Origin of the sequence: Aeribacillus sp. FSL M8-0235 (genome assembly GCF_038000355.1) — a bacterium.
GTDB lineage: Bacteria > Bacillota > Bacilli > Bacillales > Aeribacillaceae > Aeribacillus > Aeribacillus composti.
In genome coordinates, this window is sequence record NZ_JBBOBW010000001.1 from 254648 (window position 1) to 269861 (window position 15214).

Consider the following 15214-nt stretch of genomic DNA (forward strand, 5'->3'; position numbering starts at 1 on the left):
GCTGTTCCTCCTCATTGATCCTTTAGTTGCATAGCGATAATTTTACCAATTGCTTCCTCCGCGGCAAAAGGACTGACCATTCCGGACGGCTTATCCAGTTCTTCTTTTAGACACTTCAACATAAGAGGTTCAATTTTAGACGGATCGATCAAGGAGATTGCCCATGATGCCCAAAAACGCGGTTTTCCTTCTGTATTTCGTGCAACTTCAACGAGGGCGTTCAGACTGTGATGTCCGATTCTCATTAAGGATAAAGCAGCTGACATTCTTATATCTTCGTCGTCATCTTTTAAAAGCGAAGCGAGTTCGGGAACTGCTTCCTTTGCATCTGCACCAAATTCCCCCAGCACAACGGATGAAATCATTCGGAGGGATTTCTCATCTTTTAAGGCTTTTATGAGTATTGGGACAGCGGCTTTTCCCGTTTTTTTTAGCTCTTTCACTCCTTGAAATACCGTTGCTTCATCGCTGCTTTTTAGTTTCGTTAAGGCTTGAGAGATTATTTCATTTGAACTCATGAAAATTCATCTCCTTAAGAAAAAGTATTAAATCCCTTCTGATTCAACGTTCATATTGATAGAAAGATAAGAATAAAATCGTGCTTAACACGATCATGAAAAGAGGCAGCCAATAGAAAAGAAGGTTTTTGAAAAGAAAAAACAAAAGGATGTAACAAAGGGTGCTCCCCATACAAATGAAAGCAAAATTTTTATAGTATGAAATCAGGCTGAGAGAGGGGTCTTTTTTATATGTTCTAACAAATGCCGCCCAGCGGATGGAAAGCATGAGCATGTATCCTCCAAGCCCGTACAAACTAAATGAAAGGAAATCTGTAAAAGCAGTGTTGAAATGGAAATGCCACATACCCACGCAATAAAGATAAAATAGAAAGATCCAAGCGGTATTCGATCCTTCCAGCAGCAATGCTTTTTTCCATAGTTTTCCCGGCAGCAAAAAAAGATCTCCAGACTTTGCATGTCTAATTAATCCTGAATAGTAGGAACTGCTGAAAAAAGCTCCGATTGTAAAAACGACCAAAATATAAAACCAATAAATGTTTTTTGCAATGAAAACGGGAACTAAGATGAGAAGAACAAACAAATGAGTAGCATGAAAAAAAATGTATTTCTTGGCAAGCAATATTTCGAGCCAAAGGAAAGAAAAAATACCGTTTAATCCTTTCAGCCCCCACCATGTGTGCATCTCTTTCAGGCTGTTTTTAAAAAAATCGGTTTGATGATCTTGAAACTCCGCCCAAAAATCAGCTTCTTTTACCAATTTTTCTTTGCATTCCGATTTTTTCGTTGTTATTCGAATAATCATGAACGAAAGGGCGATCATGATTAGAAAGGCAAGAAACCCTTGCAGCAAAAAGCTGTTTGTAAATAAATAGCCGATAAAGCCGATATGGTAGCTAATATACTTCTGCCAAATCAATTCATTGGCTTGAAAAAAAGAACCATAGAGAGCAATACCATATATAACGGTGAGAATGAAGGCAACAAAGGAGAAAGCAATTTTTGTTCCTTTTACAGTTCTGGCACAGGACATAGCCATTATCCATGATTCTAATAAAACAATGAGACAAAGTAATCGGATTGATTGTGCTGTTAACCGGCCAAATGGATTTCCTGCCAAAAAATAAACGGCATCAGCTGTGATTCCTGAGAGAAGACAGAGCAACCCTTTCCAAGACAATCGCCATAATAATATGGAATAAGCGATTTTAGTGAAAGAATAAGGGGCGGTATAAAGCCATATGACGTCTTGCATGAGCCCAGGTATGCGGTTGGAAAGCAGCCCAAAAATGGTCATGACAATAAAAATTCCTGAGCAAATCCATCCTGTATAGGCAATGTCCCAACTTCTGGAATTAGCCCCCCATTCAAGTTGAAACAGAAAAAACCATATAAATAAAACAAAAATGAACAGAAAGAATTTTATCCCGTGTTTTTGGCTATCGATTTCTCTTTTCGCTTGAAGGAACAAAAATGACCAAATATTAATCATTTGACCAATCCCCTAAACTGCGTATGACTTCTTGCTTCCAGGCTGGATATTCTTCGTTGTTTTTTGGTACGGCCATTTCTTTTACAATACGGCCTTCTCGAATTAATAAAACTCTGTTAGCCGTTTCCAATACAAATTCGAGGCTGTGGGTGGATATGAGAATGGCGCTATGATGTTTTGATTTACGGACAAGCCAGTTGGCAAGCCATTGTTTGGAAGAAATATCCAAACCGATTGTTGGTTCATCCAATATATATATAGAAGCGTTTTGTATAATGGCGCCAGCCAAAATAACCCTTTGCTTTTGTCCCCTTGACAATTGCCCGCTTAATCGATCCGCCAACGATTCAATATTTACCTCTTTTAAAGCTTCATAAACTTTTTTTTGAAGGTCTTTTTTTTCAACTTTGAAGGCTCTGGCGCGAAATTGCAAATGTTCCGCTACGGTTAAGGTAGGGTACAAATATGGGTGATCCGGAATTAGCGAAGCGGATTGCTGCGCTTCAACCGTACCAGGGGTATGCCCCGCAATTTTGATCGTCCCATCATCAGGGGTGTATAATCCAGCGAGACACCTAATGGTTGTTGTTTTACCTGCCCCGTTTGGCCCTAATAAGGCTACGATTTCTCCTGAATGAACGGAAAAAGTTATATCTTCTACACCATCGCCGTTACGATATTTTTTCTTCAAATTGGTTACTTGGATGATCTTCATGCCTCTCCTCCATTGTTATACTGAGGGTTGTTTGAAGGTTTCACTGGCCTTCAATTTTTTCTGGAAAGTGTAATCCCAAAGCGGCTTCATGACAAGAATAAAATTATAAATAAAATGAATGGTTAAGGAGGACAGAAAACCGAACTGGATGAAAAAGAATCCCAGTATAATGCCAAAGATTACTAATTGGATCCATCTGATCCATCTGGGATGAAATCCTGTTCCTTGGTGCATAATGGCCCATAGAATGGAGGAAATGATGATCGCCAAAGCCCAATTGCCGCTCAACCACCATATCGTCGGAATGATCAACAAACGGTAGACTGTTTCCTCTGCAATGGAGCTTTGCAGGCCGATGCTTAATCCTTGTTTAAATGTAAAGCCTGACAAGTAAATGGTACGATTGGACAACTCGGGAGAAATTCGCAGCCAATTTTTCTCTTCCAGCCATGAAAAAATTGCTGAAAAAAAACCTAAGCAGCCGATGCCGACACTTAAGCCGACGAAAAACTGCCATACAGCATTATCAAAAAAAGCTATTTGGAGAACATTACTCAAAGAGTGCCCTGCCAATGAACATATATATACGACGAAACCTGTGGCCAATCCTGCTAAAATTGCCGATAAGATTCCAAGAGCATAAACCGTTTTTATGCTGAGGCGGGAATCATAAGTATTGACGATGCTCAGTTGAATGTCTTCTTTTATTGTTATGATGTTACAAAAGAATAGAACCGCCCCCAGCAAGATGCTTGCAGTGATGCCGGCATTTTGGCGAAGGTTGATAAGGATGATGATCGCTGCAATAACGGCCAGGCATGACGCTAATACTCCCGTCATATTTAAGGTAGATTCCATTTGCTCTTTCTTAACCGCTGTTTCGATGTCTTCTGTCAATATCTCTTGTTCTGAACCGATATAGAATATTTGCCCGTTATGGATTTCAACCGTTATTTTCATTCTTACTGGTTGAGATTCGGCAATATACCAGTACGTTTCAATATTTTCCAAGTCTTCTTCTTTTCTGCCTGCACCTGTGAATTGAGATGCAGCCCATAATCCATTATCTGAGACGGCAAGCTCTTTTTTTAATTGTTCCGGAGAGGAAAAAGCGCCTTTATGTTTCGCCATTTCTTTCTTTGACAGGTTCGCGGTGTAAAACGTAATTTCTCCATTTGAATTGATGCCAATGATGACTGATCGGTTTTCTCGAACGAATCTAATTCTCCATGATTCGACTAAACCCCAATGATATAAAATATGGCGAACTTTGTTTAACAATCCTAGGTGATGCAGCATATTGACGGTATTTCGGTCGTACCAATACATCGCATAAAAATCCCAATCTGATACATCAATGCCGGAATACCGTTTAATGAATTGCACTGCCAATTCCCGAGCTTCTTTTTTATGTAATAATAGCGATTCGTACGTTTTTGGTTTGAATTTGTAAAACAGAAAGGTTCCTGCAATAGGAAGGATGATCCATAATAAATGGATGATGGTCGTCATCATGGTTTAACCTCAGCTTCTTTTTGAATGGTAAAAGGCAAATCGGCTTCAGGTAATTCTATCTTTCCTATACATCTACATTGTTTAGCAAGTCGCTTCGCTTGCATTAGCCTTTCCGGTGAACCGATCTCCTGCATGCTGTTTTTTAAGACGTTTCCAAGGGATGTATCTTCAATTTGACAAGGTGTAACTTGTCCATCCGCACGAATATACCATGACAAAAATCCCGGCGTGCAGAAATCTGTAAGACTATCATTTTGATGGTGGTCTTCCCAATCCATAATAATGATTTGATCACTCCATCTTTTTTTGGCGTCTGCCAACTGCTGCTTTACTTTCTCCTTCATTTCGCTTGTCATGTCTTGATATTCAGATGCTCTGCCTACGGGAATAGTTTGACCCGCACGAAATACAACTGCGCCAACTTCCACCGATTTTTCGATTACTTCATAAACTTCTTTGTAGTTGAGTTGGTTAACAGTCATAGCAATGAGGACGGGAACCGATGATTGAGCAAAACGTTCGGCATTTTTCAAGCTTTCGGAAAATCCTCCTTCTCTCCCTCTTAACTTGTCATGGGTGCTGCTGTTTCCATCTATACTTATTTGGACACTGACATTTCCCAAGTGGCTGATCAGTTCAATCTCATCGTCGCGCCAATTTAGGCCATTGCTAAAAAGGTTGACGTTCGTAAATAAAGAACTGGCTGTGGCAATGATTTTCAAGAAATTTTTTGTTAGCTTTGCTTCTCCGCCTGTAATGGTGATGTCAGCTACACCGTGAGATGCGAGTTTTTGCAACACTTTTATCCATTGGGAAGATGATAGTTCATCTGGATACGGTTTTCCTGAGCTTGCATAACAGAAAGGACACTTCAAATTGCACATATTTGTTAATTGAAGGGTGCAGCTGATTGGCAAATAGTACTCTGTAGATCCGGTGATCATCAAAGGGTGATTTAGCAGGCCTTTTTTCCACGCTGATGTAAATGGATGTGAATCTAGCTCGTTATTTAATTCTTCCTCACTTACCTTTTCTTTTGAAAGAATCTCCCAAATTCTTGCCGTTTTTTGAACACTGTTATTTTTGGCAAGCATTAAGGCTAATTCTGTTCCCCTGCCGCTAAGTCTAAAATAGAACATGCTTTTTCTGTCAAGCAAAATGGCCCCATGAGGTTGGAAGTGGATCGCAAATTCTGGTGAAGTGTTAGTTGCCGTTTCTAACAATTTTGACATAAAATCCTCCCTCTATAAATGTTGATATATCAATGGTTGTAGCCATTTTAAGGGGTGTCAAAAAATTTTTTTTCGACACGTTTTCTAACTTTGTTTCTCAAATCTGTATATATATGACATTGGATGGGTGCGCTTCACTGCCACTACTCCTTTACTTTAGGGAGCAGTTAAAAAACTGCTCCATTGCAATCCTTTTGAATATAATGGTTATAGCAGGCGCATTGCCGGATGTGGGAGCCAGCAGACTCTAGTCATCGAGATACTTTTTGAGGCCCAGCAGCTCATACATCCAGCCGCTTTCACAATCGAGGTGCCTGCTGGCTTTTTCAGTTCCTTGATAGCTGTTGGCTCCCACTGTTTTTTTTGCTTCTCCATAATCCCATCTCCTTCCAATTAAAAATGGTCATTATTGGAATAAAATATAACTGTTTAAAATTTAGCATAGCGATAATGTCGAAGTAAGAAATAAATTGTCATTTTGTTATAATTTTTTGAAAATTTAATATAAAGATTTCATAACAGCTTGTATTGGTGCAAGAGCTGTTTATTATTGATACAAGTTTCATGCTTATTAGCCTTTTGATACAGGATGTCCGTAAGGCTAGCCACCCAATCTTTTTCCCAGTATATACTTATTTTCCAATCATATCCTTTTAAAACGATCATGTTAAAATGGTAGAATAATAGTCAATTTTTATAAATTTTTATAGTACCAATTTGCAATAGGAGGGCAAGCATGCTTTGGCTATCGATTGATCGGACGCTGGACGTCCCTTTAATACGGCAAGTTTACGAGCAAATTCGAACAAAAATATTGAACGGCGAGCTTGCGGCTGGAGAGTGTCTTCCGCCTACTCGTGAATTAGCTTCCAATTTAGGGGTTTCAAGAAATGTCATTTTAGAAGCTTATGAGCAATTGCTGGCAGAAGGATATATCGAAACACGGCCAGGTTCCGGAACATTTGTAGCTGAAGGAGCATACTTGCATCAGCAGGAAAAAACGGATAGTCAATCGTTTTTAGAAAGGCAGCAAATAAAAGAAGAAATTAACGATATCATAGATTTTCGTTCAGGCATCCCAGCTTTAAATATGTTTCCAAGACAAAAATGGGGGCAAATGGCTAAACAAGTTTGTGCAGAAACTGCCCATTCTATTTTGGGTTATGATAATCCCGAAGGCAGAATCGAGCTTCGTTATGTTTTGTCTCAATATTTAAAGAGAACGAGAGGAGTGGAATGTCACCCAGATCAACTAGTGATAACTTCTGGAGCAACACAAGCCTTTTCTCTTCTAGCAAAATTGCTTCTTTCACCGGGAGATGAAGTAATTGTTGAAGATCCTATTACAAAAGAAATTCAAACCATTTTTTCTTTATCCGGTGCAGTCATTTGTCCTGTTCCTGTTGACGAACAGGGGATGAAAATGGATTTGCTTCCTTCGGATAGAAAACCGAGCTTTATATTTGTTACACCGTCCCACCAATTTCCACTTGGAGGAACACTGCCAATACAGCGGCGAATCCAGTTAATTCAATTTGCTAGAAAAGTTGATTGCTATATTGTTGAGGATGATTATGACAGCGAATTTCGTCATCAAGGGGCGCCGATTCATTCCCTTCAAGGACTTGACCCAAACAGAGTGATATACATCGGAACCTTCAGCAAAATATTATCGCCTGCTTTAAGGCTGGGATATTTAATACTTCCGCCGGCATTAATTAAACGCTGTCAGGACTTAAAATGGTTTACAGATCTCCATACCCCGTCATTGGAGCAGCTGACGCTTGCCCGTTTCATTGATGAAAGGCATTTAGAGCGCCACATCAGGAAAATGAAAAAAATATATAAAGCGCGGCGTGACTATGTAAAAAAATGTTTGACTGAACAATTTGGCGACACAGTTAAAATTTTTGGCGATTCCACCGGTTTGCATTTAGTCGCAGAATTTCAAAATATCGTGTTTTTAATCAAGTAGTAAATGAAATAATGAAGAAGCATAAAGTGAAAATTTATCCTGTAGAAGTTCATGCTATTCAAAAAGGAATCCATCAAAACAAAATTATTTTAGGATATGGAAATTTAACAAAAGAAGAAATTGCGGAAGGCATTTTTAGATTAAGGCAGCTCTAAATTAGGAGGTGTTCATCGTGGGGCATCTAAACGTTTGATGAAGATGAAAACATGTAGGATATTCATTTTAAATGTCGATAATAAAATTGTCCAAACATGCCCATGAAACGATAATATTGACCAAATACAAAATTTGATGAGAGCGCTGTTTATGGAGGTAAGTTTGCTGGGACTTTAAGTCATGCAGGGTTTTAATCAAACGTTTGTTTAAGGGGTTAAACTCTCTCACAACTTTGAGGGGGTTTTTTTATGTGCTAAAAATTCGTTTCAAATGAATCAATTTCAGAGGATTTTATTTCATCAAATGAATTATCATAGACAGCCCCCGAACAAAACGGGGAAAAAGTTGGTATCATGCAAAACCACATGTATTTTGCCCTTTTGAGTTTTCGCTGGATCTTCAAATTCTAAGCGAATACATTTTACTTCAAGTAGAATGAAAGACAGCGGATCTTAAAGCATGCCGGATAGTGCGTCTGCTAAGTTTAAATGCCTGTATTGATTATAATATACGTTAGTTTTTATGTTGATGGCACATCATTTTGCTTTCATTCGTACCGTCTATGCCGAGTTTCTTTTTCAACGCTCGGATTTTTTCCTCAGGCTCTCGGTCGGGATTTCTGTTTTTTCCCTTTTCAGCATTATGTTGCCTGCATTGAATTTAAATTTTTATTTGATTTGTTTGATGTTATAAGATATTATAAATCTGTAAAAAAGCGGAAGGATGATGGTTTGGATATGACTAACTAATTCTATCTTTAAGCTGCATTTTTAAGGAAGCGAATATATTTTCTGGATAGGATTAGTATGTGTTTGAAAATGCTAAATACAAATCACCGCAGTATGCCTGTAGAATAAACCTGCTGTCCAGAAAACAGAATAGCAGGTTTTCTATGTGCTTGAAATAGACCGGAAGAAAGCGTAGGTACTCACTATGTCAATGTCTCAGTGGAGAAAAATGATTATTTTAATGATTAACATGTTTATAACTATTGGAAGCTTCGGCATTATTATCCCCATATTGCCTGCTTATTTGGAGTCCATTGGTCAAGGCGGTACGGCAGCTGGTTTAATGGTCGCAATATTTGCAGGAGCCCAGCTTGTGTTTTCTCCAATTGCAGGGAAATGGACAGATCAGTATGGCCGGAAAAAAATGATTGTTTTAGGATTAATCGGTTTAACTGTTTCTATGTTTATCTTTTACGCATTTGATTCCATTTGGTGGCTGTACGCTTCGCGTGTAGTCGGAGGGATAGGCTCCGCGCTTCTGGTACCCGCTATTTTTGCTTATATTGCCGATATTACGACAATTGAGCAGCGGGCTAAAGGCAACAGTTTCATATCAGCAGCCATGTCGCTTGGGATTGTAATAGGACCAGGGGTTGGCGGTTTCTTTGCTGATTTTGGGTTGAAAATGCCTTTTCTTGTTGCAACGATCGTCTCTTTAGCTGCTGTTATTTTTTCATTAACAGTTTTAAAAGAAAGTGTTGAACAACAACATACCCCGGAACAAAAAACGCAAATCAATGATGAGCCGATGTTAAAAAAATTGGTTTCGTCCGCTCATAAGCCTTATTTTATGCTGTTGATTATTACTCTTGTTATGAGCTTTGGTTTAATGGCTTATGAATCTGTCATCGGGTTATATATGGATGATCAGTTTGGGGCAACACCGCAAGAAATTGCTTGGATGGTTACATTAACTGGACTGATAAGTGTGATTGTGCAGTTGTTTGTGGTCGATAAGCTTGTCGGCCGCTTTGGGGAAGGAGCCGTTTTAAATTTCTTTTTAGGCGTAGTTGCAATTGGATTTTTCCTTTCATTGTTTGCCGACAGCTATTCTCTGTTTTTTGTCATCACCCTCTTGATTTTTCTTGCAACATCCATCTTGCGTCCTGTTTTGAACACTCTTATTTCAAAGATGGCTGGAAATGAACAAGGCTTTGCCATGGGGTTAAACAACGCCTATATGAGTATAGGAAATATATTGGGGCCGATGTTGGCGGGAATATTATATGATATTCAAATTTTGTATCCTTTCATTTTAGGATGTATTTTATTAGTGTTTACACTTTTTATTACTGTCTTTTGGCAAAACAAGTCATTGAAAAATACGAAACTGGCCAAATCCAAGTCGTCTAGTTAACGCTAAGAACTGTTGTTATTTATCACCTTTTTTAGACCGAAGTGACAAGATGAATAGGCTTGTAAAAATCTATTCTCGTTGGGAAAATTGATCCCAACCCGTAACTTTTTTAAACAGTGCGGGAATGGATCATTTGCTGGCGCCGAAGTTCAAGTGAAGCCGTCGTACAAGGAAAATAAAGCACGATCGCTTGGGCGTTTACGGATTTTTGGACAGTCTCTTTAATCAAAGGCTGTCCTTTTTTTGTATTTTGGCATGCCATTCGCATGAAACGTATTCGACCAGCTTGAAATAATTGGTATTAGAAATTAGTTAGATAGCTTAAACTGTTGAACGAACCCGTTGAGCTCTTCTGACAGATTTGCCAACTTCATGGAATTTACTGAAATATCCTCCATCGAGCTGTTCGTCTGTTCGTATGCGGCAGATGTTTGTTCAATTCCTGCTGCAGACTGTTCAGCAAAAGAAATCCGCACAACATTTTTGCTTTTAAGCTTATTCTCATTTGCTTTCACCTCTGTTTTGATCTTTATTTTTGCATATGCCCATAAAGCAGGGGAGAAAATGAACTAAACGAAATGATAAAGATGAATAATTTTTATTCATATTAGATTATAACCAAATATGTTAATTATTGTAAATTTTAGCAGTACCTTTCCTTCTTCTAGACTAAAAAGAATTTGTCATATTTGGATGAAGAAATCATATACATTTAGTGAATTTTTTCACCTTGTTTTAAAAGAAAAATAAAAAGGTGCGGGGGGATATTGTGGATCATTATGTACAGGTGGAAAAAAGAATTGATGTGAGGCGAGACCAATTTGCGCTTTCTGAAGGTTATATCCATTCTTCTTTAGAAACTTCGCCATGGGTCCCGTTTGTAGAAAACGTCTGGATACGCCATTTGTCTTTTGATATTCGCAGCAATACTTCCGTCAATGTTCTTCGGGTTGGATCTGGCGGCACGCTTGGCAGGCATCGCCACCGCGGTCCTGTCACTGGTTATGTGATTAAAGGAAGCTGGTATTACAAAGAATACGACTGGATCGCAAAACCGGGAGATTTTATTCGCGAAAGTCCGGGCAGGACACATACACTCGTTTCCGACGAAGGGATGGAAACTGTGTTTCATTTAAACGGACCGCTTGAATTTCTCGATGATCAAGACCGTATCATTGAAATGGTAGATGTATTTTGGTTTATCGATCATTACTTAACTTATTGCGAGAAAAATAATTTGCCCATTAATAAAGATTTGTTTTTATGATCCTTTGAAACTGATGTAAAAAATGACAGCGTTTACAAAGGTACAGAACCGTTCTAGTTCGGAACGGTTTTTTTCATGTATATCTAAGAATTTCTATTTCATGAGTCAGTGCATTTGACATAATACCTTGTGGTTTCATATAATTTGAAACTAAATGATGTAAAAAGGAGCAAGACTATGGAAAAAAATCATCAAAATCCATTACAAAACATTCATCAATCAATTGTATTAGAAGCCTTAATTGAAAAAGTTTGGGAGGCGGCGGCTACGCCAGAGGGGATTGCGTCATGGTTCATGCCAAATGATTTTCAGCCAAAGCTGGGACATGAATTCCATCTGCAATCTCCTTTCGGGCCGTCTCCATGTAAAGTGGTAGAACTTGAACCGCCTTACCGCCTCTCTTTCACATGGGATACAGAAGGCTGGGTTGTTTCATTTATTTTGAAGGATTTAGGGGATAAAACTGAATTTACTCTTATTCACAGCGGATGGAAGCATCCTGACGATGTGCTGCCTAAAGTAAATGAAAAAAGCTCTGTTGTTCGTGAACGGATGAATCATGGCTGGATGAACATTTTAAAAAAATTGCAAAAGGTTGTGGAATAACAAAAAATTCATTTACGTTTTCAGATCCAGCTCGAGGAAATAACTTGGAGGAAAAGAAAACAGCAAAAAAATTAGGGAGATGATGATCTCCCCAATGCAATCGCCATATCGTCCGAAGAATAGAGGAAAAGGCGGATGCACTTTTTTGAACAACTGAAAAAAAGATTTTTTATTAAATCTTTTCGAATACTTCCAATTTTAGCGGATGTGCTAAAGCTTCAGTCATTAAATAGGAAAGTGTTGATTCCGCGCCCCGATTTTGGTTAGGACCATCGGAGTTCAAACCGTCGCAGCAGCTGCCATCGCTAGGATCGACTAAAGGAATGTGATGGTCATTCCCGCCATAAAACCAGTCTCGGCAGCGCAGTACAACTTGTAAGTAAGCAGAATCATCCAAAATATGATAAGCTTCGTTTGCAGCTAAAGCTAGTTTCATAACATCGATGGGCTGCTGATCCCAGTCGGCGCGATTGTGGCGGCTGCACCAACCCCGGTTGCCGATTGGACGAATGGAGGAGCTGTTGAATCCGCCCATCTTTTCGATGAGAAAATCAAGACTCTCTTTGGCAATTCGCAATGTTTCATTGCGACGGTTGTATCGATAGGATAAAAATAATCCCCAAGGCAAAATTCCATTGGCATATGTCATTTGTTTTTCGAACCAATGCCAATCTTCCGTTCGGTGCTCTTTGTATGCTGTTAATAAACTATGTTCGCATGTCTCTGCCAATTGTTTAAGTTCATCTTCTGCTATTCCAAGAGAGGAAATGCTGTTTTTCTTTTCCATGAGCAGTTTGCTGCAACTGGCCAGCACCCATGCTTGGCTGCGGGCAAAACGAAGCTTGCGGCATGCAGAAAGGGCATTGCGCAAAATTTCTGCTGCCACATAGCGGCGGGCATTGTCATTAAGTTTTAAATAGGCCATTGTCACTGCCCAAACTGATCGACCAAGACAATCTTCAGAACGAGTTTCCGATTCAGGTGTTCGGTCATAATAAAAGTTATTATGAAACCATCCATCATCCCTTTGAGCCCAAAGCAAAAAGGCTAAATACCGATCAAGCATTCCGTAGAGTCTCTTCAATTCAGACGGTTCATCTTGAAGAAGCTCTATCCATTCAATACATAGCCAAAGGGCGCGCGCATTGTCGTCTGTTGAATATCCTTCTTTACGGCGCGGAATCCGGCCGAGGCAATGCTCGATCAACCCTGTATCGTCAGTTAAACGTTCCAAATGATCAAAATTAATATTTGGTTGGTGCAACGTGTTTCACCACGCTTTCGTTCGGCTCTTTCACACCCTTCTCATCCAAGTCCATTTCGCCGATTTTGGCAAACAGCTTCAAATATTGCATCCCGACAGTTGGCCAATGGGTTGCCTTTCCAATCTGCCGAATTCGATTTTCCCATTGGTGCAATGCATTGTCATCCATTAATAGCTCTTTTAATCGCTGTTCCCATGCTTTGATGTCGCCATACGGAAGAAGCAGTTCTTCACAGCCTTTTAATAAATCTTGCGCATGCTCGTATGGCGTGGAGAGGATCGGACGCCCTATTCCAACGGCATAAGCCAGCGTTCCGCTTGTGATTTGCTGCAAGCCCGGATAAGGAGTTACATATAGGTCACACGCTGTTAAGTAGGAGACGAGCTCCTCTTCATTAAAGTAACGGTCAATCATTCGGACATTCTCTTCTAATCCGAGCTGACGAATCATGTTTTGCAGCTCTTCACGGTATGATTCTCCTTCCCGCTTTTTCACTTCAGGATGCGTTTGTCCCGCGATAATATATAAAGTTTCCGGTACTTCACGGACAACTTCTGGGAGGGCTGAAATTAGAGACTCGATTCCTTTGCCGCGATTCAGTAATCCAAATGTAAGCAATACTTTTCTGCCTTCAAATCCCAGCTGGCGGCGAAGCTGAACCCGCTCGTTATCTCGAGGTTTAGGCGATCCATGTGGAATGTAGATAATTTTATTTTCGGGCAAATTATACGCTCGGACTAAATAAGAGACAGCCTTGCGATTCATGACGACTATAGCGTCGCTTAAATCGGCAATTTCCTGCTGGACTTGCCGATATGGCGGCTTAGGATCAGAGAAAATCGTGTGAAACGTCGTGACGAGCGGTTTATTTAATGCGCGTACAAAGTCGACTATGTACTCTCCCGCTTCACCGCCGAAAATACCGAATTCATGCTGCAAAACTACAACAGAAATATCGCTTCGATTGACCCTTTTGGCCATCTTCACATAAGCTGAACGATCTTGCATTGGCAAAGGCCAAAATCTCGGATTATTTTCATATACATTTCTGTCATCATTTTCATTATAAAGTACAATGATTGGATCACGATTACCGCGTTTGCCAGCAGCGCTTACGTTTGTAAATACATGTTCAGTGAAGGTAGCAATACCGCAGCGGCGCGGAGGATATGTGCTGACATATGCAATTCGACTCATGCTTGCATCACCCTCTCATATTGGTTCAAGATCAAGTTGTCGTACACTTTACTTTCATTTAAGAATGTCTTGTAAGCCATAATACTGTTGTTGACACGAATATTATCGCTTATGCTTGATTGATCCCAAAGAATAGAGTTTGAAAAATGCACTTTGGAGCCAATGTGGCAATGATCTCCAATCACTGCAAACGGACCAATTACTGACTGATCGCCTACCTCGACATTATCCCCGATTAAAACAGGAGGGATAAAGCGGACGCCAGATCCGATTTTGGTGTCTTTTCCTAACCAAACGCCCGGTTGAACTTGATTTCCGCGAGTAGGCAACGGGTTCCGATTTTCAAGAACGTCCCAATGAATTTTCCGGTAACGTTCTGGTGTTCCCATATCAAACCAGTAACCGCTGCTTATTTTTCCGTATACACTTTTGCTTTTTTGAATAAGGGTGGGAAATGTTTCACGTTCGATAGAAACTTCACGTCCTGCTGGAATGTAGCGCATTACTTCTGGTTCAAGAATGTACAAACCAGCATTGATCAAATTTGATGGTGCTTCTTCACGACGAGGCTTTTCAACAAAACGCAAAATCCGGCTGGAATCGTCCAGTTGAACGACACCGTAAGAAGAAGGGTCATCTACTTCCGTCAGTGCAATTGTGGCGATCCCGCCGCTTTGTTCATGAAATTCAAGAAGAGGAATCAAGTTTGGCAAGTGAACAATGTCGGCATTTACAACAAGAAATCTTTCCTTCAAAAATCTTTCAGCATTTTTGATAGCTCCTGCTGTTCCCATTTGATGTGTTTCATCAGAGTACTCAATGTCTACACCGAAACGTTTGCCGTCTCCGAAGTAATTTTTTATGACATCTGAACAGTGATGTGAGGCTATTACGAATTGGTTGATTCCTTGATCGCGAAGATAAGTGATGAGGTGTTCGAGCCATGGCCGGTTAGCAATGGGTGCCATCGGTTTCGGCAAATTTTCAGTTAATGGGCGTAAACGTGTTCCTAAACCACCAGCTAACAGTAATGTTTTCATTTGTCATCCCTCCATTAGTCTATGATTATGAAGTTCACAACAGATGGATGAATGAAAAATGAAAGTGGCGTATATTGTTAGCACTCAAACC

At 39.8% G+C, this 15214-nt stretch carries 13 protein-coding genes and 1 pseudogene; 4 read left to right on the forward strand and 10 right to left on the reverse strand.

Annotated features, from left to right (window positions below; genetic code table 11):
* Positions 1–11: 11 nt before the first annotated feature.
* The 6 genes from NSQ71_RS01360 to skfA form a co-directional block, all read right to left on the reverse strand.
* The gene (locus NSQ71_RS01360; protein ID WP_063386519.1) at positions 12–518 is read right to left on the reverse strand and encodes a HEAT repeat domain-containing protein; all 507 of its coding nucleotides are present in this window, start codon (positions 516–518) and stop codon (positions 12–14) included.
* A gap of 43 nt (positions 519–561) precedes the next feature.
* Positions 562–2010: a sporulation killing factor system integral membrane protein gene (gene skfF / locus NSQ71_RS01365; RefSeq protein WP_066250457.1), complete on the reverse strand. Its 1449-nt coding sequence runs from the start codon at positions 2008–2010 to the stop codon at positions 562–564.
* Positions 2003–2725: an ABC transporter ATP-binding protein gene (locus tag NSQ71_RS01370; RefSeq protein WP_066250460.1), complete on the reverse strand. Its 723-nt coding sequence runs from the start codon at positions 2723–2725 to the stop codon at positions 2003–2005. Before NSQ71_RS01370 ends, skfF begins: the two co-directional genes overlap by 8 nt.
* A gap of 15 nt (positions 2726–2740) precedes the next feature.
* Positions 2741–4240, reverse strand: a complete 1500-nt coding sequence (locus NSQ71_RS01375) for a CPBP family intramembrane glutamic endopeptidase (RefSeq protein WP_339193954.1) — start codon at positions 4238–4240, stop codon at positions 2741–2743.
* Complete coding sequence (gene skfB, locus NSQ71_RS01380; protein ID WP_117017014.1) at positions 4237–5472, reverse strand: sporulation killing factor system radical SAM maturase; 1236 nt, start codon at positions 5470–5472, stop codon at positions 4237–4239. The genes NSQ71_RS01375 and skfB overlap by 4 nt, the downstream gene beginning before the upstream one ends.
* Before the next feature lie 207 nt (positions 5473–5679).
* A complete protein-coding gene (skfA, locus tag NSQ71_RS01385) occupies positions 5680–5847 on the reverse strand; it encodes a sporulation killing factor (protein WP_063386524.1) in 168 nt (55 codons plus the stop codon).
* Between the two features lie 361 nt (positions 5848–6208).
* Between skfA and pdxR the strand changes: the two are divergent.
* Both pdxR and NSQ71_RS01395 read left to right on the forward strand, forming a co-directional pair.
* Positions 6209–7602 (forward strand): annotated as a pseudogene (gene pdxR, locus NSQ71_RS01390) (MocR-like pyridoxine biosynthesis transcription factor PdxR).
* A 934-nt stretch (positions 7603–8536) separates the two neighbouring features.
* Positions 8537–9748: an MFS transporter gene (locus NSQ71_RS01395; protein ID WP_066250471.1), complete on the forward strand. Its 1212-nt coding sequence runs from the start codon at positions 8537–8539 to the stop codon at positions 9746–9748.
* 308 nt (positions 9749–10056) lie between these two features.
* On the opposite strand, the gene NSQ71_RS01400 is transcribed toward NSQ71_RS01395, so the two are convergent.
* Positions 10057–10263: a hypothetical protein gene (locus NSQ71_RS01400; RefSeq protein ID WP_340732484.1), complete on the reverse strand. Its 207-nt coding sequence runs from the start codon at positions 10261–10263 to the stop codon at positions 10057–10059.
* Positions 10264–10517: 254 nt separating this feature from the next.
* Between NSQ71_RS01400 and NSQ71_RS01405 the strand changes: the two genes are divergently transcribed.
* Together NSQ71_RS01405 and NSQ71_RS01410 are read left to right on the forward strand one after the other, a co-directional pair.
* A complete protein-coding gene (locus NSQ71_RS01405; RefSeq protein WP_340732486.1) occupies positions 10518–11015 on the forward strand; it encodes a 2,4'-dihydroxyacetophenone dioxygenase family protein in 498 nt (165 codons plus the stop codon).
* Positions 11016–11192: 177 nt separating this feature from the next.
* The gene (locus NSQ71_RS01410) at positions 11193–11621 is read left to right on the forward strand and encodes an SRPBCC family protein (RefSeq protein ID WP_340732487.1); all 429 of its coding nucleotides are present in this window, start codon (positions 11193–11195) and stop codon (positions 11619–11621) included.
* Positions 11622–11793: 172 nt separating this feature from the next.
* Here the strand turns inward: NSQ71_RS01410 and NSQ71_RS01415 are convergent, their stop codons facing one another.
* Genes NSQ71_RS01415 through NSQ71_RS01425 form a run of 3 tightly spaced genes read right to left on the reverse strand, consistent with a single transcriptional unit; the run spans position 11794 to position 15123 of the window.
* On the reverse strand, positions 11794–12885 hold the full coding sequence (locus NSQ71_RS01415) for a glycosyl transferase (protein WP_094244956.1): 1092 nt from the start codon (positions 12883–12885) through the stop codon (positions 11794–11796).
* Positions 12866–14083 carry a glycosyltransferase family 4 protein gene (locus NSQ71_RS01420; protein WP_063386530.1) on the reverse strand — a complete coding sequence of 406 codons (1218 nt, stop codon included), beginning with the start codon at positions 14081–14083 and terminating at the stop codon, positions 12866–12868. Before NSQ71_RS01420 ends, NSQ71_RS01415 begins: the two co-directional genes overlap by 20 nt.
* Positions 14080–15123 carry an NDP-sugar synthase gene (locus tag NSQ71_RS01425; RefSeq protein ID WP_339198381.1) on the reverse strand — a complete coding sequence of 348 codons (1044 nt, stop codon included), beginning with the start codon at positions 15121–15123 and terminating at the stop codon, positions 14080–14082. The genes NSQ71_RS01420 and NSQ71_RS01425 overlap by 4 nt, the downstream gene beginning before the upstream one ends.
* Positions 15124–15214 lie beyond the last annotated feature (91 nt).

Coding starts and splice junctions, on each gene's coding strand:
- NSQ71_RS01360 (WP_063386519.1), bottom strand. CDS start 518: ATGAGTTCAAATGAAATAATCTCTCAAGCCTTAACGAAACTAAAAAGC.
- skfF (WP_066250457.1), bottom strand. CDS start 2,010: ATGATTAATATTTGGTCATTTTTGTTCCTTCAAGCGAAAAGAGAAATC.
- NSQ71_RS01370 (WP_066250460.1), bottom strand. CDS start 2,725: ATGAAGATCATCCAAGTAACCAATTTGAAGAAAAAATATCGTAACGGC.
- NSQ71_RS01375 (WP_339193954.1), bottom strand. CDS start 4,240: ATGATGACGACCATCATCCATTTATTATGGATCATCCTTCCTATTGCA.
- skfB (WP_117017014.1), bottom strand. CDS start 5,472: ATGTCAAAATTGTTAGAAACGGCAACTAACACTTCACCAGAATTTGCG.
- skfA (WP_063386524.1), bottom strand. CDS start 5,847: ATGGAGAAGCAAAAAAAACAGTGGGAGCCAACAGCTATCAAGGAACTG.
- NSQ71_RS01395 (WP_066250471.1), top strand. CDS start 8,537: ATGTCAATGTCTCAGTGGAGAAAAATGATTATTTTAATGATTAACATG.
- NSQ71_RS01410 (WP_340732487.1), top strand. CDS start 11,193: ATGGAAAAAAATCATCAAAATCCATTACAAAACATTCATCAATCAATT.
- NSQ71_RS01420 (WP_063386530.1), bottom strand. CDS start 14,083: ATGAGTCGAATTGCATATGTCAGCACATATCCTCCGCGCCGCTGCGGT.
- NSQ71_RS01425 (WP_339198381.1), bottom strand. CDS start 15,123: ATGAAAACATTACTGTTAGCTGGTGGTTTAGGAACACGTTTACGCCCA.